This is a genomic window from Pelomonas baiyunensis, from assembly GCF_043555935.1.
Classification (GTDB): domain Bacteria; phylum Pseudomonadota; class Gammaproteobacteria; order Burkholderiales; family Burkholderiaceae_C; genus Pelomonas; species Pelomonas baiyunensis.
Window position 1 is genome coordinate 577612 of record NZ_JBIGIB010000002.1, and the last position, 17579, is coordinate 595190.

Here is a 17579-nt window from a genome sequence, read left to right on the forward strand (position 1 = left end):
AATTCTTTCTCTCAGTGGCCGGTGTGGCCGTTGGGTTTGCGAACTTGCAGAGTGTTGGCATCGGCGACGGGTGCTGTCGCTCGGGGTGCCTCGGAGACGTCGGCGGTGTATTCGGATGCGACGGTGCCGGCCGGGTGCTGATACCAGCCCGGGTCCTTGTAGTCGCCAGGGGCGAGGTTGTCGCGGACCTTCACGACGCTGAACATGCCACCCATGCCGACGGGGCCGAAGGGCCCGGTGCCGGTCATCATTGGCAGCGTGTTGTCGGGGATGGGCATCTCCATCTCGGCCATGTCGTGCATGCCACGCTCGCCCATCACCATGTAGTCGGGCACCAGGCTCGAAATCTTCTTGGCGACGTCCCGGTGGTCCACACCAATCATCGTGGGCACGGCGTGGCCCATCGCGTTCATGGTGTGGTGGGACTTGTGGCAATGGATGGCCCAGTCGCCGGCGATGGCATCGAATTCGATGGCCCGCATCTGGCCCACGGCGATGTCGGTCGTGACCTCGGGCCAGCGCGCCGACTTCTGCACCCAGCCGCCATCGGTACCCGTCACCTCGAAGTGAGGCCCGTGCATGTGGATGGGGTGGTTGGTCATCGTCAGGTTACCGACCCGGATGCGGACCTTGTCGCCCGTGCGCGCGACGAAGGGGTCGATGCCCGGGAAGGCCCTGCTGTTCCAGGTCCACAGGTTGAAGTCGAGCATGGTGTTGACCTTGGGCGTCGCGCTACCAGGCTCGATGTCATAGGCGTTCAGGATGAAGCCGTAGTCGCGGTCGACCTTGAACTGCTTCTGGTCCTTCGGGTGGACGATGAAGAGACCCATCATCCCCATCGCCATCTGCGTCATCTCGTCGGCGTGCGGGTGGTACATGAAGGTGCCCGAACGCTGCAGCACGAACTCGTACATGAAGGTCTTGCCGACCTGGATGGGCGGCTGCGTCAGGCCCGTCACACCGTCCATGCCTGAGGGCAACAGGATGCCGTGCCAGTGCACCGAGGTGACCTCCGGCAGCTTGTTGGTGACGAAGATGCGAATGCGGTCACCCTCGACGGCCTCGATGGTCGGGCCGGGGCTGGAGCCGTTGTAGCCCCAGAGATTGGCCTTCATGCCGGGCGCGATTTCGCGAACCACCGGCTCGGCGACAAGGTGGAACTCCTTGACGCCATTCTTCATGCGCCACGGCAGAGACCAGCCGTTGAGGGTCACGATGGGCTGAAAAGGGCGGCCATCGGGGGGAGCGGGGGGCGGCAGGGTGGCAGCTGAGGCCTGGATGACGGCCTCGGGCAGCAGCGCTGCGCCGGCTTTGCTGACGGCCGCTGCACCGAGGAGGGATGCGCCAGCGGCTTTGAAAAAGGTTCTACGGTTGCTCATGCTTGTTGTCCTTCTCAGTGGCCGCCAGATTGGCTCGATTCGGTCGCCTTGGCGGCGCCGACGCCGCTACCACCGCTTGGCGAGCGCCCCGTGACCGCGGTTTGCAGGTTGGTCTCAGCCAACCAGTAGTCGCGCAGTGCCTCGACGGCCCCGACGACGCCGGTCACCTGGTCCTTGGAGTCGGACAACAGGTCAAACACGCTGGCCAGCATCCCGTTGTAGCGAAGCAGGTTCTCCTCGGAGATGCGCTTGCGCAGCGGCACCACCTCGTCCCGGAAGTGCTTCGCCACGTCATAGGACGTCCGGTAGGCCGAGTACGACTCGCGCACTTCGGAGCGGGCCTTGATGGCTACGGCTGCAGTCCGGTTCATGGACTGCATATAGGTCGCTTCCGCACGAGCCACACGCGCAGAACCGAAATCGAAAATGGGCAGCTCCAGTTCGATTTCGTAGCCTTGACTGAGTGCCTCGCCCGTGGCGCTCTTGTTCTGGTAGCCCATATGCAAGACGTTCACGAAGCGGGTGGCCTTGCTTAGCCCGAGTGACTTGGCAGTCGCCTCGGTCGAGCGTTTGGCCATCAGCACGTCCAGCCGCTTGTCCATGGCGGTCTGCTCGGCATCCTTCGGCTCCGCGGGCGCCGCAGGCAGGTCGGGCAAGCGGTCCGGCAGCTTCACGTCGAGCTGCTCGCCGGAGAGGCCGAGCGCCCGCACCAGCGCCTCGCGCGCCGCGACGGCCTGGTGCCGCGCCTTGGCCAGGTTGGTGACGGCGTCCGAGTAGAAGGACTGCTCACGCATCTGCGCCAGCTTGCTGAAGTTGCCCGCCAGGACCATGCGCTTGGCGAGGTCGTTGGAGGCATCGGCGGCTGCCTTGACCTGGGCGTAGTAGCCGACCAGCTGCTGGGCCGCCACGGCTTCGAAGAACGCCTTGCGCGCCTCGGCTGCCGCACCGACGGACTCGTAGGCCGCTTGCAGCTGAGCCTGTTCGAACCGACGCTGCTCGACCTGCTTGGCCAGCGGCATGGTCAACAGCCCCAGGACGTTGAAGACGACGGCACGGTCGATTTCGACCACGCCGTTGCCACTCAGCCGCCCGAAGGTGAAAGAGGGGTTGGCCAAGCGTCCAGCGCGAACCAGGTCGGCCTCGGCGATGCCCAAATCGGCGTAGCTGGCCTGCAGCTCCTTGTTGTTCAGGAGCGCGACCTCAACGGCAGCATCTGCGGTCAGTGGCTGCTTGAGCAGTTCCGCGACGCGCGTTGCAGCCGAATCAGCCTGGTCAGCAGACCGCTGATAGGACGGCGACTGGCCGATGCGGTCCTTAGTGAGCTTGTCGACGGAGTCGAACCCGCCGTCCTGCGAGAAAGAAGCGCAGCCCGTCAGCACAAGGCCTGCCATTGCAACAGCAGTCAGCCGAATCATGGCTTGCCTCCCTGCATCGGATGGCCCATCCCCGGCATGGACTTCATGTCATGCGCGGGCATGGCGGCATTCGGCGTGGCCGGAGGGGCGGCCGCGGGGGCGGCTTGGCTGGCCTGGCTGGGTTGAACGCCCTGCTTGGCAGCCGCCGCGCCGACAGCATGGTTCAAGGCTCGCCAGTCGCCTGGTTCGAGGTCCTTGAACGGCTTGTAGTCCGCGAAGGCTGAGGTGTATTTGAGCTGAGCGGCGGGTTTGGTCGGCTCAGCGGGCTGGGCAATGGCCAGCATCGGGACACAGGCACTGATACCTGCGACCCACAACAAGGTGGATTTCTGCATGGATTGAACACATCTGACGGACCGAGCGGAACACTCGGAAATGCCTCGCACGCTGGACGCGCGAGTCCCTGTCAGCCTGCTAAGGCAGGCTTGGCGGGGTCAGATGGCTCTGGGAGGGCGGTCCTGACCTTCCGACTGGAAGTCGGGCGCAGGCGCATTGAGAGCGGGAAACACGACGGAAGCCACGGGCATGGCATCCGGGGCGGACGGCAGCTCCATCACCATCGCTGCTGCGTGACAGCCGCTGGCACAGATGTGGCAGCTGTCACTCTTGGCTCCATCGTCGACAGTGGTTACGCCCTTGTCTGCGTGCCTTTGGTCTGCGTGGTCGTCAACGTCGTCGCCGTGCATGCCATGGTGCGCGTGGCCGACTTCGGCCGCGACTTCATTCGTCTGTCCCGGTTCTGCACAAAGCATGGTCGCGGCCACCGCACCCCGGAAGGGGAGCAGCACGCAAACAAGCAGCAGAACGAAGATGCGAAAAAGTCTCACTGACAGAAGCCTAGCAGATGTTGGTCAAGTCAATATGTCAAATAGGGCCGAAGTTTAGCTTTCACGCGTCAGTTCCCATGTTTGCTCGCCACCTGCACAAGGTCCGAGTGGTGGGCGTGGCCGTCTCCACAAGACATCTCGGACGCGAGCGAGTCGATGATGGGGCACTCAGGTCGGTCATCACCCTTGCAGCCATGCACCAGATGTTCGAGAGCTGCTTTCATGGCCAGAAGTTCCTTGGCCTTCTTGTCCAGTTCCTGAATGTGTTGTAGGGCCAGCGCCTTGACCTCGCGGCTGGGCCGCCCTCGGTCATGCCAAAGACCCACGAGTTGTCCCACTGTCTGCAGTGAGAAGCCCAGGTCACGGGCGTGCCGGATGAAGCGAAGCGTCTCCACATCGGCAGCACCGTACTGGCGATACCCAGAGTCGGTCCGCTGGGCCGCAGGCAGCAGTCCCACCTCTTCGTAGTTGCGAATCATCTTGGCAGACACGCCAGATGCAGTCGCCGCCTGACCGATGTTCATCATCAACAAGTTCCTTGAGTCCTTGAGCCGACATCTCGGTCAGTCTAAACCTTCCCCCTGCGGGAGGGTCAAGCCGTTCTGGCAATGAGATGACGGAGGTCAAACGGGGGCCGCGCCTCGCTTGACCTTCCTGTAGAGGGAAGGTTCAAAGTGACCTCACCAACAGCGAAGGAGCTTGTGATGTTCACTTACCAAGTCAACGACATGACCTGCGGTCACTGCGTCAGCGCCATCACGAAGGCAGTCCTGGCAGTCGATAGCGGCGCGACGGTCGAAGTAGACCTTGCCGAACACATCGTGCGCATCGAGTCGTCCAACGCAGCAGACGACCTGCTCAAGCAGGCCATCCAAGGCGCCGGCTACGAGCCCATCGCCGTCAAGCCGACCGTTGGGCGTCCCGCAGCGCAGCGCACCGGTGGTTGCTGCTGCGTTACCGGCGCTGCTCGGTGCAGCGCTTGATGCCGGTCAATTGAAGCCCGGCAAAAGCTGCCAACCGTGTCACATCTTCAGGAGATAACCATGCGTTCGATTCTCGTTCTCGCTACCGCCGCCACGTTTGCCGCCGGTGCGTTCGCCCAGGCCGCCCCGTCTGACAAGGACCATGCGGCACATCATCCCGCAGGCGCTTCGGCACCTGCCGCCTCTGTCAAGGCACCAGCGAAGCCCGCAGCAAAGGCGGCACAGAGGCCGGCTACCGCAGCCAGCACCCCGTCGCCTGCGCAGATGGACACCATGATGAAGTCGATGCAGGAGATGCACGACAAGATGATGGCGGCCAAGACCCCGGAAGAGCGCCAGGCCCTGATGGCCGACCACATGAAGGCCATGAAGGACGGCATGGACATGATGGGGCAGATGAAGGGCGGCAAGTCCTCGATGGGGATGGGTGGCATGGGCGCCAAAGGCGGCATGGAGGGCATGCAGGGTCACCACGACATGATGTCTCAGCGCATGGACATGATGGAAATGATGATGCAGATGATGATGGACCGCGAGGCAACTCGCTCCGCGCCTGCGAAGTGACACCCAGGGGCTGCCATGGACCACGACCATCACGACGTGCCGCCTTTCTGGCGCCCACCTGCTGGACTGACGCTGCTGGTAGCCCTTGCGGTCGGCGGCTTCTTTCTGGTCAAGGAGCACACCGCCCACTTGTTGGGTGCTCTGCCCTACCTGCTCTTGCTGGCCTGTCCGTTGATGCATGTCTTCATGCACCACGGCCATGGTCACCAGCACGGGCAACCAAGGAGTACGGATGATGACCAACGTCGGCAATGACTACGGCCTTTGGGGCATGGTTCTCGTCAATTCCGTCGTCTTCGTCGGGTTCGCATACAGCTTCTTCAAGCCGACGAACCTGCGGGACTGGCGCAGCTTTGGCGCGTACAGCGCCTTCGTGGTTGCCCTGTTCGCCGAGATGTACGGATTCCCGCTGACCATCTACCTGCTGTCGGGATGGCTGGGTACCAAGTTCCCGGGCGTGAACATCTACGGGCACGACGCCGGCCACCTGTGGTGGGTCCTGACCGGCCGACAAGGTGACCCGCACTTCGGCGTTCTGCACATCCTGAGCTTTGTCTTCCTCTTTGCCGGGTTTACCTTGCTGTCAAACGCCTGGCATGTGCTGTACCACGCTCAGCGGCGGCATCAGCTGGCCAAAGCTGGCCCGTATCGCCGGGTTCGACATCCCCAATACATCGGCTTCGTGGCCATCATGTTCGGGTTCCTGCTGCAGTGGCCGACCTTGCTGACGCTCGCAATGTTCCCGGTGCTCGTGGTGATGTACGTGCGCCTGGCGATTGCGGAGGAGCGTGACTCCGAGAAGGCCTTCGGCCAGGCTTGGCGCGACTACGCGTCCCAGACCCCGCGCTTCATCCCCAAGCTGTCGGGTTGGAACTCCGACCGACCGGTCAACAGTCATTGAAAGCAGCTCGGACCGCACCATGAACCAGAACCCTACCCCTCCTTCCCGCTGGCGTTCACCGATGGGCATCTTCATGCTCATTGCTGGAGCGGTCGGCATCTACTACCTCCTGACGGAGCACCTGACGCACTTCACCCAGGCGATTCCATTCTTGTTCCTCCTGGCGTGTCCGCTGATGCATCTGTTCGGACACCACCACGGTGGGCACGGCGGACATGGAGGCCATGGCGACCAGAGCCAGAGCGACGCCAAGCCCGACAAGCGGGAGTGACGTGACCGGGGGCAGTCGCCCAACGGGCGCCTTGAAGGCGGCCGAACTGGCCTCCGGCCTGGGGGCCATCGTGCTGGGTGCTGGGCTGGCCCTGGTGCTGCCCGACTGGCTGCGCAACTACGCGCTGCCGCTGCTCGTCGTCGGCGTGGTCGTCCACGGACTCGGCATGAGCCTGAAATACCGATTGGAGCGCCGGGACGGCCCACCCTTGTGGTGGGAGCGGACGCTGTTTTGGCTGTGTTGGGCCTGCCTCGTTGGGCTCGTCGTCTGGATTGCTGCCGCAGCCATCGCTGTTCAGCCGTGAAGTCGGGTTTCGAGTGCCGTCGACAGAAATCCGCTTGACCTTCCCATTCGGGCAAGGTTGAAACTGCGAACAAGAACAGGAGTACGCCATGCGGTCATCGAACACAGAACATCGCGCCCATGCTGGGCATGAACACGTCCACCCCGCCGCGGAGCAGCCTTTGGCCGACGGTCACGGACCGGTGGCGAGCCATGACCACCAGACCCATGTTGGCGATGGTGGTCACGCAGGTAACGCGGGTAACGCAGGTAACGCGCATGCGCAGGACGACGTCACCCATCACAACGCGGAGCCCGGAACACATGTGATGCCCGATGGCACGGTGATGAAGGGTTCGCACTGCGACCACGCGCACCATCCCGCAGGTCACGACCACGTCGGGCATGAGCACCACCACTCGGCCGCCACCTTGCCGGCACTTCAGGGCGACCTGAGCCAGGTCGAATACACCTGCCCGATGCACCCGCAGGTGCGCCAGATGGGCCCCGGAAACTGCCCCCTCTGCGGCATGGCCCTGGAGCCGGTGCTGGCCACGGCCGAACAGGGCGAAAGCCCCGAGTTGCGCGACATGACGAAGCGCTTCTGGATTGGCACTGCGCTCACGGTGCCGGTCTTCGCGCTCGAGATGGGAGGTCACTTCTTCAATGTCCACCAGTTCATCGCGCAGCAGGCTTCGAACTGGGTGCAACTCGTGCTGGGGACGCCCGTCGTGCTATGGGCGGGGTGGCCGTTCTTCGTGCGCGCGGTCGCGTCGGTGAAGAACCGCAACCTCAACATGTTCACGCTCATCGCCCTGGGCACCGGCGCCGCATGGCTGTACAGCATCGTCGGGACGTTGATGCCCACGCTGTTCCCCGCCGAGTTGCGCCTGGCGGACGGCGCGGTGCTCATCTACTTCGAGGCCGCGGCCGTCATCACCGTGTTGGTGCTTCTCGGGCAGGTGCTCGAACTGCGAGCGCGCGAGAAGACGTCCGGCGCCATCAAGGCGCTGCTCGGCCTGGCCCCCAAGACCGCGGTGAAGGTCAACGCCGACGGCAGCGACGAGACGGTGCAAGTCGATGCCATCCAGGTTGGCCACCTGTTGCGTGTGCGCCCTGGTGAAAAGGTCCCGGTCGACGGCGAACTCACTGAGGGCAAGGGCAACGTCGACGAGTCGATGGTGACGGGGGAGCCGATACCGGTGGCCAAGGCCGTAGGGTCCAAGGTCACGGCCGGGACGTTGAACCAGACCGGTGGCTTCGTGATGCGCGCCGAGAAGGTCGGCGCCGACACGCTGCTGTCCCAAATCGTGCACATGGTCGCTGCTGCCCAGCGCAGCCGTGCGCCCATCCAGCGCATGGCCGACCAGGTGGCGGGCTGGTTCGTGCCCGTGGTCATGCTGGTGGCCGCGCTGACCTTCGCAGTCTGGCTGGTCTGGGGGCCCTCGCCGGCGTTCAGCTATGCGCTTATCACCGCAGTGGCCGTGCTCATCATTGCCTGCCCCTGTGCGCTGGGGCTGGCGACGCCGATGTCCATCATGGTCGGCGTGGGCAAGGGCGCGCAGCACGGCGTGCTCATTCGTGATGCCGAGGCACTGGAAAAGATGGAGAAGGTCGACACGCTGGTGGTCGACAAGACGGGAACGCTCACTGAGGGACGCCCGAAGGTCGTTCACATCGAAGCAGCGGCTGGCTTCGGCGCCGATGACGTGCTGCAGAGGCTGGCGAGCGTCGAACGGGCCAGCGAGCATCCCTTGGCGATGGCCATCGTGATGGACGCGCAGGAACGCAAGCTGACGCTGTTGCCGGTCACCGACTTCGACTCGCCGGTGGGCAAGGGCGTCATCGGGACCGTCGATGCAAAGGTCGTTGTGTCTGGCAGCGCGAAGTTCCTGGCCGAACACGCCATCGACTCAAGCCGCCTTGCCGCAGCAGCCGAAGCGCAACGGCAGAAGGCTGCCACGGTCATCTTCGTAGGCATCGGAGGCCAGCTGGCCGGTTTTGTCGCGATTGCCGACCCTATCAAGGCCACGACACCGCAGGCGCTGAAGGCCCTCCAGACCGCTGGCGTGCGGGTGGTCATGCTGACGGGCGACGGCAAGACGACGGCCGAGGCTGTGGGCCGCGAACTGGGTATCGACGAGGTGGTGGCGGAAGTCTTCCCCGAGGACAAGGCAGCCGTGGTCAAGCGCCTGCAGGGCGAAGGCCGGGTGGTGGCGATGGCAGGTGACGGCGTCAACGATGCTCCGGCTTTGGCCCAGGCCACGGTCGGGGTCGCGATGGGCACCGGAACCGATGTGGCGATGGAAAGCGCCGGCATCACGCTGCTCAAGGGTGACCTGATGGGCATCGTGCGCGCCAGGACCTTGTCCCAGGCCACCATGAGGAACATCCGGCAGAACCTGGTCCTGAGCTTCGCCTACAACGTGGCGGGCATTCCGCTTGCGGCGGGCGTGCTCTACCCGTTTTTCGGGCTGTTGCTCTCGCCGGTAGTTGCTGCGGCGGCGATGGCGCTGTCGTCGGTGAGCGTCATCGCGAACGCGCTTCGCCTTCGTACTGCGAACGTGGAATAGCCTCGAGCGGGGTTGGATGTTCCCGCCTGCCTGGGTTGTTCACACCGTGTGCACCGAACGCAGGTGGTTCGAGGTTCGCCCCTCGGCAGACACCACGTCCTTGGACGCCTGGGTCAGCTCGGACAGGATGCCGCACTCCTGCGCGGTACGAGCTTCGCAGCAGCGCTGGCGCAGCTCCTTCAACTGCCGTTCCAGCGTTCGCAGCTCGCGGATGCGCCGCGAAACGTGTCCGATGTGCTCGTCCAGCAGGTCGTTGACATCGCCGCAGCTCTCTGCCGGAGCGTCCTTGAACTTCAACAGCGCCCGTACTTCATCGAGCGACATGTCCAGGCTTCGGCAGTACCGGATGAACTGCAGGCGTTCCAGGTGCGGCGTTTCGTAAATGCGGAAGTTGCCCTGGGTGCGCGCAGGACTGGGCAGCAGGCCCTCGCGCTCGTAGTAGCGGATGGTCTCGATAGCGGTGGCCGAGGCCGCCGACAGTTCGCCGATTTTCATGAGGTGCTCCCAGGCGCGTGCGGCGGCAGTGTAGGGGTCTTGACTCTGTAGTGGCTACAGGGATTCAAATCCCATCATGCCTGAAAGCACCACTCAAAAATCGCTGCCGACTATCGCCCTTGTGCCGTCACGCCACTCGCCCGACCCTGTGCAGGAGGCGCCCTCGGCGTGCGGTACCGGCTGCTGCGACCACACCGCGACGGTAGCCCAGCACTCGCACTTGCACCCGCACGGTTCTGCCAGTGGCCAGGCTCACGTCCAGCTTCAACCTCCGGATTCTTCGGACTGCTGTGCGGCGGGCGCTTGTTCGGCCGAAGTTCAACCGGCGCGGGTCTCTGCCGCCGACGCCACGGGCCTGCTGCTGCGTATTCCCGCCATGGACTGCCCCGTCGAGGAAGGGCAGATACGCCGTGCGCTGGAGCAGTTTCCCCAGATACGGCGTCTGGCCTTCGACCTGCCGGGGCGCACGCTGGCGGTGGACGCGCCGGCTGATGTCTGGAGCGCGGTGACGGACGCCATCCGAGGGGCCGGCTTCCAAGCAGAATCCGTGTCGGCTCCGCCGTCGAACGAGGCGACCGCCCAGGCCCAGCGCAAGGAACTTGTCCAGCTCGTCGTCGCGCTGGTGGTGGCCATCGGTGCCGAGCTGGTGCATTTCGTCGCGCCCGACACCCTGGTCTGGAAGGGCGTCGGCCTGGCCGTTGCGGCCCTTGCCATCGGCCTGTCCGGCCTGTCGGTGTTCCGCAAGGGAGTCAGTGCGCTGCTGCGTGGCCAGCTCAACATCAATGCGCTGATGAGCGTGGCGGTGGTGGGGGCGGCCGCCATCGGCCAATGGCCGGAAGCCGCGATGGTGATGGTGCTGTACTCGCTGGCGGAGCTTATCGAGGCCCGTGCCGCCGAACGAGCCCGCAATGCCATCGCGGGGCTGCTGACCTTGTCGCCTGCTCAAGCCGAGGTGCGCCAGGCAGATGGGTCCTGGTCCGCCATCGAGGCCAAGGGGGTGCCTGTCGGTGCCATCGCCCGGGTGAAGCCCGGGGAGCGCTTTGCGCTGGACGGGCGCGTTACAGCCGGCAAGGGCGCCGTCGACCAGTCGCCGGTCACCGGCGAGAGCATCCCGGTCGACAAGGCCATCGGCGACGAGGTGTACGCCGGCACCATCAACCAGAACGGGTCGCTCGAGTTCGAGGTGACCAAACCTGCCTCGGACACGGTGCTCGCACGCATCATCCAGGCCGTCGAGGAAGCGCAGGGCAAGCGCGCGCCGACGCAGCGTTTCGTCGACCGCTTTGCAGCCGTATACACGCCCGCCGTGTTCGTTGCCGCGCTGCTCGTGGCCGTGGGCTCGCCACTGCTGCTGGGCTGGCCCTGGTTGACGGCGGTCTACAAGGCGCTGGTGCTGCTGGTGATTGCCTGCCCCTGCGCACTGGTCATTTCCACGCCGGTCACCGTGGTGAGCGGCCTGGCGGTTGCGGCACGCCGGGGCATCCTTATCAAGGGCGGTGTCTACCTGGAGGAGGCCCGAAAGCTCAAGACGGTGGCGCTCGACAAGACCGGCACGCTCACCGAAGGCAAACCGAGGCTTGTGGCCCACGAGGTTCTGACCAAGGCTCTGCCCGAGGCGCAGGTGCTGCGCATTGCTCGCAGCCTAGCAAGGCGTTCCGACCATCCCGTGTCGATGGCGATTTCCAGCGGTCTCGAAGGCGCCGAATTGAACGTGGACGGCTTCGGCGCGGAACTGGGTCGTGGCGTTCACGGACACCTCGACGGGCACGCGTACGTGCTCGGCAACCACCGCTGGATGGAAGAGCGGGGCCAGTGTTCGGCAGGGCTGGAGGCCCTGATGCACACGCATGAGGCGCTGGGGCGGACCTGCACGGTGCTGGCCAACGACCAAGGCGTGCTGGCGTACTTTGCGGTCGCCGACACCGTCAAGGAGACCAGCCGTCAGGCCATCGCCGAGTTGTCGGCCCTTGGCATCCAGGCCGTGATGCTCACGGGGGACAACGCGGCAACTGCCGCAACGATTGCCCAGCAGGTCGGCATCACGCAGGTGCGGGCCAATCTGCTGCCGCACGACAAGCTGGCGGCCATCCATGACCTGGCTGCCCACGGCCCGGTCGCCATGGTCGGCGATGGCATCAACGACGGGCCCGCCCTGAGCGCGGCAGCGCTGGGCTTCGGGATGGGCGGTGCCGGCACCGACATCGCCATGGAGGCGGCCGATGTGCTCATCATGAACGACGACCTGCGCAAGGTGCCCGAGACCATCCTGCTGTCCGGAAGGACCTACGCGGTGCTCTGGCAGAACATCACTTTGGCACTGGGCATCAAGCTGGTGTTCCTGCTGCTCGCGCTGGTCGGCAGCGCCACCATGTGGATGGCAGTGTTCGCCGACATGGGTGCCAGCCTGCTGGTGGTCTTCAACGGCATGCGCCTGCTCAAAGGCGTCAAGCGGACCTGAGTGGCGTACTTCGGGCTTCGGCCGCTAGCCGCAGCATCCGCGCGTAGCCGTTCCGGATGCTGGTGACGCTGTCTTCTACTGCGCCTCTCCCGATGAGCCCAGGTCCTCCAGGATGGTGCAGTCCAAGGCCGCACCTCCGACGCAGGCCGCATCGCAGCTGTTGACGAAGGCCGACAGCTGGCGCTCGAGCGCTTGCAGCTCCGCCAGCTTTTCACGAACCTGCACGAGGTGACGGGCCGCGACCTCCCGTACTTCGACGCAGGGCCGGCCCGGCTCGTCCACCAGTCCGACCAGTTCCCGGACCTGCTCGATGGAGAATCCGAAGTCGCGGCAGCGCCGGATAAAGCTGAGCCGCTGTGCTGTGGCTGCGCCATACGTCCTGCGCCCGCCCTCGGTGCGCTGCGCGGCCTGCAACAGCCCAATTTCCTCGTAGTAGCGGATGGTCGGCACGGTGCAGCCGGCCTGCCTTGCCAGCAAGCCGATGGAAATGGACGCGGTGGGATTCATGCCATGCAGCATAGGCGTGCTCGTTCAGGTGCCTGCACAGGGTGCATCCGGGGAACACCTGTCGCTGCAACCGCAAGCGGCGCTTTTCGATGCCGTGCGCCGCGTCCACCACCACCTTGCGGCCGTGGCCAGCGCAACAGCCAGGAGAACCACCCCCAGGGGCAGCAACTCGTCGGCAGACGCCAGCAGTGCAGCGCCAGCGGCGGCGAAAGCCCCGGCGACGCCAGCCACACCAAGCAGCGGGATGGCACAACAAGCTGCACAAGCAGCGCCTAGACCCAAAGCAGCCTTCCATGACTTCATGAGCAAACACCGGGAGTGGAAAGACCCGAAAGATGGAACCTCAAGCTACTTGAGGAGCAAGCACTTTTTGCGGTGAATCGGGTGTCGACAATGGAGGTCATGGACATCCTCAAGACCCTTGCCCTCTTTGTAGTCACGGCTGTTGCCGAGATTGTTGGCTGCTATCTGCCCTACCTGTGGCAGAAACAGGGCAAGTCAGCCTGGTTTCTGGTACCCGCCGCATTGAGCCTTGGGCTGTTTGCCTGGTTGCTGTCGCTGCACCCTACGGCGTCCGGCCGGGTGTACGCAGCCTATGGCGGCGTCTACATCATGGTCGCCGTGATGTGGCTGTGGGCAGTCGATGGCGTGCGGCCAAGCGCCGCTGACCTGCTCGGCGTAGCCGTCAGCCTCGCCGGCATGGCCATCATCATGGTCGGTAGCCGTTCCAATGCCTGAACGGACCGAGATGCCTGACAGGAGCTGCCTCAGGCGGCTTCGCAGCGCCAGCCCACTGCGCTCCGGCTAGCCGCCGACTGCCTTTAGGGTGTGGTCGAGGCACTTGGCGATGTCTGCGGCATCCAGAACTTCGCCCGGCTTGGCCTTGAGCTCCACCTGAACGCCGTCGGCACCAGCCTGAACGGCGATGGCTTCGAGCTTCTCGTACTGCGGCGAAGGGCAGGCGCAATTCCCCGAGGCGCACTTGCCGAACTCTTCCATCACAGCCTGCTGCTTGTCGGCTGGTGTCGACGCGTTGATGTGAAGGCCGTCGGCCGACGGGTCGATGCGGTAGGTCATCTCGTTGGCTCCTTCGACAAGTTCCGAGAGGGCGGCGGCGCCAATCGGCGGAGTTTGCTGCCATGACAGCAGCGCGCAGCGCGTGGAGAGGGTCTGCCGGACCCGTTCGATGTAGGGCACCTCGTAGTGGCCTCGCTGCAGTAGCACCGGGTCTTGTGTGCCACTGGCGAGCAGGCTCTGGTTGATGACCCAGGCGTAGGGCTCAATTTCCGCTCGCCGCAGGTCGGCCTGTAGGCGTTCGGCCTCGTGCACCGGCGTGGCTTCGGCCAGCGTCACGATGAGCACCCGAGTGAAGGCTGGGTCTCGCAGCCGCGGGAGCAGGCTGCGCACGGCCTCAGGCATATCGCCCTGCGTGCGGTTGACTTCACGGTGGTAAGCCTCGGCCGAGTCCATCAGCAAGATGGTGTGGCCTGTGGGCGCCGTGTCTAGCACCACGAAGGCATCCTTGGCCATATCGACGGTCCTGGCGAAGGCTCGGAAGACTGCAATCTCCTCGGTGCAGGGTGAGCGCAGGTCCTCCTCCAGCATCGCCTTGGCCTGGCCGTCCAGGTTCGCTCCGGCCTTGGCCAGCACCTCCTGGCGGTACTGCTCGACCTCAAGCGCCGGGTCGATGCGCTCGACGCTCAGGTTCTCGACCGCCTCGCCGAGCGCCCAGCTGACGTGTGCAGCGGGGTCGGTCGTGGACAGCACCACTCGATGGCCGCGCTGTGCCAGCGCAACGGCGATGGCCGCCGCCACTGTGGTCTTGCCGACGCCACCCTTGCCCATCGTCATGACAAGGCCGTGGCCGCCTGCTTCGAAGTCCCGGACGATAGGGGCGAGCCCTGCGGGCATGGTTTCGAGCGCCCCTGCGGGGACGGTCTCAGCCTTGATGTCTTCGGGATGCAGGAAGGCGCGTAGCGATGCCAGGCCGACCATGCCGCGGGGGATGAAACCAGTGGCACTGCGGTCGAGGCATGCCAGGCCGGCTGGCATACCCGACACGGCCTGAGCATGGCGACTTGCCATCGCCTGGGCGACGGCGTCAGAACTGCCGTTGGCGTCGAAGACACCGTTCAAGGCCAGCACCTGGTTGCGGACCCCAAGGTCGGCCAGCTCATGCCGGGTTCGTTCGGCTTCACGCAGTGCGGCCGTCTCGGGGCGCGCCACGAGCACCACCGTCGTCATGGTCGCGTCCTTCAAGGACTCGACGGCCGCCGCGTAGGTGGCCTTGTTCTTCTCCAGACCCGCAAGCGGCCCCAGACAGGAGTTGCCGGTCGTGTTGCTCGACAGGAATTCGCTCCAGGCCGACGGGAGGGTCAGCAGGCGCAGCGTGTGCCCGGTCGGCGCGGTGTCGAAGACCACCCGGTCAAAGTCTCGGGCGTAGCTGCCACCTGCCAGCAACTCGGCGAAGGCATCGAAGGCTGCAATCTCGACGGTGCATCCACCGGAGAACTGCTCTTCCATGCTGCGGATGGCCGCTGCGGGCAGGATGCCCCTGTACGGGCCGACCATGCGCTCACGGTAGGCCGCCGCGGCGGCTTCGGGGTCCACGTTCAGCGCAAACAGCCCGGGCACGCCTCCCACAGCCGTGGGAGCAGCGCTCAGCGGCGTCTCCAGCACCTCGTCCAGGTTGGACGCTGGGTCGGTGCTGACAAGCAGCACGCGATGCCCGGCTTCGGCCAGGCGCACCGCGCTGGCACAAGCGAGTGAAGTCTTGCCGACGCCACCCTTGCCGGTGAAGAAGGCGTATCGCGTGTCGAGCGGTGGCAGGGCCATGGCGTCAACAGACGATTAGCAGCACTTGCCAGGCGCACAGCCGCAGTCACCCAGCTTGACGCGGGGCTTCTCGGCAGTGGGTACGGGCGCCTGCAGCTTCTGCTGCAGCTGCGCCTTGGTCGGGTACATCCCCGTGGAGACGACGCGGCCATCGACGGTCACGATGGGCAAGCGGTCCATGCCGGCTTCTATTTCCTTGACCACCGTCGGATTCGCTGCGAAGGCGGCGGCGTCGTGGCTCAGGCTGTGGCGCACCACCTCGATGCCCCCGTCCTGCAGCGCCTGAAGGTCGGCGTTGAACTGGACCAGGACAGGGTCAACGCTCACGCCGCACACGCCGGTCGGGCAGCACATCGCGGGTTCAAAGACTTCGAGTTTGCTCATGATGATTTCCTTTGCTTCACTGAGCATGGTCGGTACACATGCCCAGCAGGGTATTGATGCCGCTCAAGCGTCGAGGCCGCGGTGAACCAGGGCACCCAGGCCTGCACCGACCAACTGGGCGGCAACGAATCCCGGCACGCTCGCTGGCGAGATGCCCGCAAAGGTGTCGCTGAACATCCGGCCGAAGGCGGCCGCCGGGTTGGCGAATGAGGTCGATGAGGTGAACCAGTACGCCGCGCCGATGTAGCAGGCCACCATCGCGGCGACCTTCGGCGCGGGCGCACGCAGGATGACTAGCAGCAGGCCTGCGGTCGCCACCACCTCGGCAATCCACTGGCCCGAACCGCCACGGACCTTGGTCGAGAACTGCAGCAGCGTGGCATCGAACATCGCGTCTGCCAGCAAGGCGCCCAAGACCGCGCCGACGAGCTGGGCGACCACGTAGGGCGCGAACAGCGTCTTCGGCAACGCGCCGCGCAGGGTCATGACCAGCGAGACGGCAGGGTTGAAGTGCGCGCCGCTGACAGGGCCCAGCACCTCGATAAGGATGTACAGGCCGCCCACCGTCGCGGCGGTGTTCGCGAGCAGGGCGATGGCCACGTTCCCACCGGCCAGGCGCTCGGCCATGATGCCGGAGCCGATGACCACGGCCAGCAGCAGTGCGGTGCCCAGGACTTCGGCAAAGAGGCGCCGCTGAAGGTCGAATCGCATGCTCAGCTCTTGTAGGCCTCGACGAGCGCGGTCTGGAGCTCGGCATTGGTCATGGACTCCAGCGGCAGCGACAGCAACTGCAGCATGCGGTAGCCGATGGCCTGGCGGGTCAACTCGAAGGCCTGTGCCTTCAGTTCTTCGGCTGCGTTGGACGGGTCCGGGTAGCCCCAGTGCACCTTCACTGGGCTGCCGGGCCAGTACGGGCACTGCTCGGCGGCAGCGCTGTCGCAGACCGTGATGACGATGCGCATCTCGGGCGCCTCGGCGCCGACGAACTCCTCCCAGGACTTGCTGCGCACGTAGCTGGTGTCAATGCCAGCGTTGTTCAACGCCTGCAGGGCGTAGGGGTTGATGCGGCCGCTTGGCGCACTGCCCGCGCTGTAGGCGCGGACGTCCTTGCCCAGCTTCTTGGCCCAGTGGTTGAGCATGCCTTCGGACAGCACGCTACGAGCCGAGTTGTGCGTGCACAGGATGAGTACGTTGATGGTCATTATTTGGTTCCGATGTCCTTGATTTCGCGCTGGATGGCCATCTTGTCGAGGCTGGCCATCGGCAGGGCCAGCATCAGCTGAATGCGGCGCTTCATGGTGATGAAGGTGTCGAGGAAGGCCTTGCGGATGGCTTCATCTGAGCCTTCGACAGCTGCCGGGTCGGGCATGCCCCAGTGAGCGGTCATGGGCTGCCCTGGCCAGACCGGGCAGACCTCGCCAGCGGCCTGGTCGCACACCGTGAAGACGAAGTCCAGGTGCGGGGCATCGGCCGTTGCGAACTCCTCCCAGCTCTTGCTGCGGAAGCCGTCGGTCGGGTAGCGGTGGTCGGCCAGGGTTTTCAGGGCCCAGGCGTTGACCTCGCCGCGCGGGTGGCTGCCGGCGGAAAAGGCGCGGAAGCCTTGCTCCTTGCCCAAGTCGTTCATCAAGGCCTCGGCCAAGATGGAGCGGGCAGAGTTCCCCGTGCACACAAAGAGTACGTTGTAGGTCTTGTCGGCCATCGCCGG

The 17579-nt window shown here is 65.2% G+C and carries 21 protein-coding genes; 10 read left to right on the top strand and 11 right to left on the bottom strand.

Features of this window, described 5'->3' with window-relative positions:
* Positions 1 to 11: 11 nt before the first annotated feature.
* From ACG01O_RS09015 to ACG01O_RS09025, 3 genes are read right to left on the bottom strand one after another with little or no spacing between them, the layout of a single operon-like run.
* Positions 12 to 1379 carry a multicopper oxidase family protein gene (locus ACG01O_RS09015; protein ID WP_151124968.1) on the bottom strand — a complete coding sequence of 456 codons (1368 nt, stop codon included), beginning with the start codon at positions 1377 to 1379 and terminating at the stop codon, positions 12 to 14.
* A 14-nt stretch (positions 1380 to 1393) separates the two neighbouring features.
* A complete protein-coding gene (locus ACG01O_RS09020; protein ID WP_394383682.1) occupies positions 1394 to 2794 on the bottom strand; it encodes a TolC family protein in 1401 nt (466 codons plus the stop codon).
* Positions 2791 to 3129, bottom strand: a complete 339-nt coding sequence (locus ACG01O_RS09025; protein ID WP_151124966.1) for a hypothetical protein — start codon at positions 3127 to 3129, stop codon at positions 2791 to 2793. Before ACG01O_RS09025 ends, ACG01O_RS09020 begins: the two co-directional genes overlap by 4 nt.
* 234 nt (positions 3130 to 3363) lie before the next feature.
* On the opposite strand from ACG01O_RS09025, the gene ACG01O_RS09030 reads away from it, so the two are divergent.
* Positions 3364 to 3624 carry a hypothetical protein gene (locus tag ACG01O_RS09030; protein ID WP_231067674.1) on the top strand — a complete coding sequence of 87 codons (261 nt, stop codon included), beginning with the start codon at positions 3364 to 3366 and terminating at the stop codon, positions 3622 to 3624.
* Between the two features lie 65 nt (positions 3625 to 3689).
* Here the strand turns inward: ACG01O_RS09030 and cueR are convergent, their stop codons facing one another.
* Positions 3690 to 4145 (bottom strand): Cu(I)-responsive transcriptional regulator, encoded by a 456-nt coding sequence (gene cueR / locus ACG01O_RS09035; RefSeq protein WP_151124990.1) that lies wholly within the window; start codon positions 4143 to 4145, stop codon positions 3690 to 3692.
* 180 nt (positions 4146 to 4325) lie between these two features.
* Here cueR and ACG01O_RS09040 point away from each other — a divergent pair, with 180 nt between their 5' ends.
* From ACG01O_RS09040 to ACG01O_RS09070, 7 genes are all read left to right on the top strand, one after another.
* Positions 4326 to 4604, top strand: a complete 279-nt coding sequence (locus tag ACG01O_RS09040) for a heavy-metal-associated domain-containing protein (RefSeq protein WP_151124964.1) — start codon at positions 4326 to 4328, stop codon at positions 4602 to 4604.
* A gap of 60 nt (positions 4605 to 4664) precedes the next feature.
* Positions 4665 to 5168, top strand: a complete 504-nt coding sequence (locus ACG01O_RS09045; RefSeq protein ID WP_151124963.1) for a hypothetical protein — start codon at positions 4665 to 4667, stop codon at positions 5166 to 5168.
* Positions 5169 to 5183: 15 nt separating this feature from the next.
* Positions 5184 to 5423 carry a DUF2933 domain-containing protein gene (locus ACG01O_RS09050; RefSeq protein ID WP_394383685.1) on the top strand — a complete coding sequence of 80 codons (240 nt, stop codon included), beginning with the start codon at positions 5184 to 5186 and terminating at the stop codon, positions 5421 to 5423.
* Complete coding sequence (locus ACG01O_RS09055; RefSeq protein ID WP_151124989.1) at positions 5404 to 6069, top strand: methyltransferase family protein; 666 nt, start codon at positions 5404 to 5406, stop codon at positions 6067 to 6069. Before ACG01O_RS09050 ends, ACG01O_RS09055 begins: the two co-directional genes overlap by 20 nt.
* Before the next feature lie 19 nt (positions 6070 to 6088).
* Positions 6089 to 6340, top strand: coding sequence for a DUF2933 domain-containing protein (locus ACG01O_RS09060; protein ID WP_394383687.1), 252 nt, complete (start codon positions 6089 to 6091; stop codon positions 6338 to 6340).
* Between the two features lies 1 nt (position 6341).
* Positions 6342 to 6644 (top strand): hypothetical protein, encoded by a 303-nt coding sequence (locus tag ACG01O_RS09065; RefSeq protein WP_394383689.1) that lies wholly within the window; start codon positions 6342 to 6344, stop codon positions 6642 to 6644.
* 88 nt (positions 6645 to 6732) lie between these two features.
* Positions 6733 to 9195 (top strand): copper-transporting P-type ATPase, encoded by a 2463-nt coding sequence (locus ACG01O_RS09070; RefSeq protein WP_394383690.1) that lies wholly within the window; start codon positions 6733 to 6735, stop codon positions 9193 to 9195.
* 39 nt (positions 9196 to 9234) lie between these two features.
* On the opposite strand, the gene cadR is transcribed toward ACG01O_RS09070, so the two are convergent.
* Positions 9235 to 9690, bottom strand: coding sequence for a Cd(II)/Pb(II)-responsive transcriptional regulator (cadR, locus tag ACG01O_RS09075; RefSeq protein ID WP_394383692.1), 456 nt, complete (start codon positions 9688 to 9690; stop codon positions 9235 to 9237).
* 76 nt (positions 9691 to 9766) lie between these two features.
* Between cadR and ACG01O_RS09080 the strand changes: the two genes are divergently transcribed.
* Entirely contained in the window at positions 9767 to 12148 is a 2382-nt protein-coding gene (locus ACG01O_RS09080; protein ID WP_394383694.1) for a heavy metal translocating P-type ATPase, read from the top strand.
* Positions 12149 to 12223: 75 nt separating this feature from the next.
* On the opposite strand, the gene ACG01O_RS09085 is transcribed toward ACG01O_RS09080, so the two are convergent.
* Positions 12224 to 12655, bottom strand: a complete 432-nt coding sequence (locus ACG01O_RS09085; protein ID WP_394383696.1) for a MerR family transcriptional regulator — start codon at positions 12653 to 12655, stop codon at positions 12224 to 12226.
* 402 nt (positions 12656 to 13057) lie between these two features.
* Between ACG01O_RS09085 and ACG01O_RS09090 the strand changes: the two genes are divergently transcribed.
* Entirely contained in the window at positions 13058 to 13393 is a 336-nt protein-coding gene (locus tag ACG01O_RS09090) for a YnfA family protein (protein WP_394383698.1), read from the top strand.
* A gap of 66 nt (positions 13394 to 13459) precedes the next feature.
* Here the strand turns inward: ACG01O_RS09090 and arsA are convergent, their stop codons facing one another.
* The 5 genes from arsA to ACG01O_RS09115 all read right to left on the bottom strand — a co-directional run bounded on the left by arsA (position 13460) and on the right by ACG01O_RS09115 (position 17573).
* Complete coding sequence (gene arsA, locus ACG01O_RS09095; protein ID WP_394383700.1) at positions 13460 to 15490, bottom strand: arsenical pump-driving ATPase; 2031 nt, start codon at positions 15488 to 15490, stop codon at positions 13460 to 13462.
* Positions 15491 to 15505: 15 nt separating this feature from the next.
* Positions 15506 to 15874 carry an arsenite efflux transporter metallochaperone ArsD gene (arsD, locus tag ACG01O_RS09100; protein WP_394383703.1) on the bottom strand — a complete coding sequence of 123 codons (369 nt, stop codon included), beginning with the start codon at positions 15872 to 15874 and terminating at the stop codon, positions 15506 to 15508.
* Positions 15875 to 15937: 63 nt separating this feature from the next.
* Positions 15938 to 16585: an aquaporin gene (locus ACG01O_RS09105; protein ID WP_394383704.1), complete on the bottom strand. Its 648-nt coding sequence runs from the start codon at positions 16583 to 16585 to the stop codon at positions 15938 to 15940.
* A gap of 2 nt (positions 16586 to 16587) precedes the next feature.
* Positions 16588 to 17076 carry an arsenate reductase ArsC gene (locus ACG01O_RS09110; protein ID WP_394383706.1) on the bottom strand — a complete coding sequence of 163 codons (489 nt, stop codon included), beginning with the start codon at positions 17074 to 17076 and terminating at the stop codon, positions 16588 to 16590.
* Positions 17076 to 17573 (bottom strand): arsenate reductase ArsC, encoded by a 498-nt coding sequence (locus ACG01O_RS09115; RefSeq protein WP_394383708.1) that lies wholly within the window; start codon positions 17571 to 17573, stop codon positions 17076 to 17078. Before ACG01O_RS09115 ends, ACG01O_RS09110 begins: the two co-directional genes overlap by 1 nt.
* Positions 17574 to 17579 lie beyond the last annotated feature (6 nt).

Coding starts and splice junctions, on each gene's coding strand:
- ACG01O_RS09015 (WP_151124968.1), bottom strand. CDS start 1,379: ATGAGCAACCGTAGAACCTTTTTCAAAGCCGCTGGCGCATCCCTCCTC.
- ACG01O_RS09020 (WP_394383682.1), bottom strand. CDS start 2,794: ATGATTCGGCTGACTGCTGTTGCAATGGCAGGCCTTGTGCTGACGGGC.
- ACG01O_RS09025 (WP_151124966.1), bottom strand. CDS start 3,129: ATGCAGAAATCCACCTTGTTGTGGGTCGCAGGTATCAGTGCCTGTGTC.
- cueR (WP_151124990.1), bottom strand. CDS start 4,145: ATGAACATCGGTCAGGCGGCGACTGCATCTGGCGTGTCTGCCAAGATG.
- ACG01O_RS09040 (WP_151124964.1), top strand. CDS start 4,326: ATGTTCACTTACCAAGTCAACGACATGACCTGCGGTCACTGCGTCAGC.
- ACG01O_RS09045 (WP_151124963.1), top strand. CDS start 4,665: ATGCGTTCGATTCTCGTTCTCGCTACCGCCGCCACGTTTGCCGCCGGT.
- ACG01O_RS09050 (WP_394383685.1), top strand. CDS start 5,184: ATGGACCACGACCATCACGACGTGCCGCCTTTCTGGCGCCCACCTGCT.
- ACG01O_RS09055 (WP_151124989.1), top strand. CDS start 5,404: ATGACCAACGTCGGCAATGACTACGGCCTTTGGGGCATGGTTCTCGTC.
- ACG01O_RS09060 (WP_394383687.1), top strand. CDS start 6,089: ATGAACCAGAACCCTACCCCTCCTTCCCGCTGGCGTTCACCGATGGGC.
- ACG01O_RS09070 (WP_394383690.1), top strand. CDS start 6,733: ATGCGGTCATCGAACACAGAACATCGCGCCCATGCTGGGCATGAACAC.
- cadR (WP_394383692.1), bottom strand. CDS start 9,690: ATGAAAATCGGCGAACTGTCGGCGGCCTCGGCCACCGCTATCGAGACC.
- ACG01O_RS09080 (WP_394383694.1), top strand. CDS start 9,767: ATGCCTGAAAGCACCACTCAAAAATCGCTGCCGACTATCGCCCTTGTG.
- ACG01O_RS09085 (WP_394383696.1), bottom strand. CDS start 12,655: ATGAATCCCACCGCGTCCATTTCCATCGGCTTGCTGGCAAGGCAGGCC.
- ACG01O_RS09090 (WP_394383698.1), top strand. CDS start 13,058: ATGGACATCCTCAAGACCCTTGCCCTCTTTGTAGTCACGGCTGTTGCC.
- arsA (WP_394383700.1), bottom strand. CDS start 15,490: ATGGCCCTGCCACCGCTCGACACGCGATACGCCTTCTTCACCGGCAAG.
- arsD (WP_394383703.1), bottom strand. CDS start 15,874: ATGAGCAAACTCGAAGTCTTTGAACCCGCGATGTGCTGCCCGACCGGC.
- ACG01O_RS09105 (WP_394383704.1), bottom strand. CDS start 16,585: ATGCGATTCGACCTTCAGCGGCGCCTCTTTGCCGAAGTCCTGGGCACC.
- ACG01O_RS09110 (WP_394383706.1), bottom strand. CDS start 17,076: ATGACCATCAACGTACTCATCCTGTGCACGCACAACTCGGCTCGTAGC.
- ACG01O_RS09115 (WP_394383708.1), bottom strand. CDS start 17,573: ATGGCCGACAAGACCTACAACGTACTCTTTGTGTGCACGGGGAACTCT.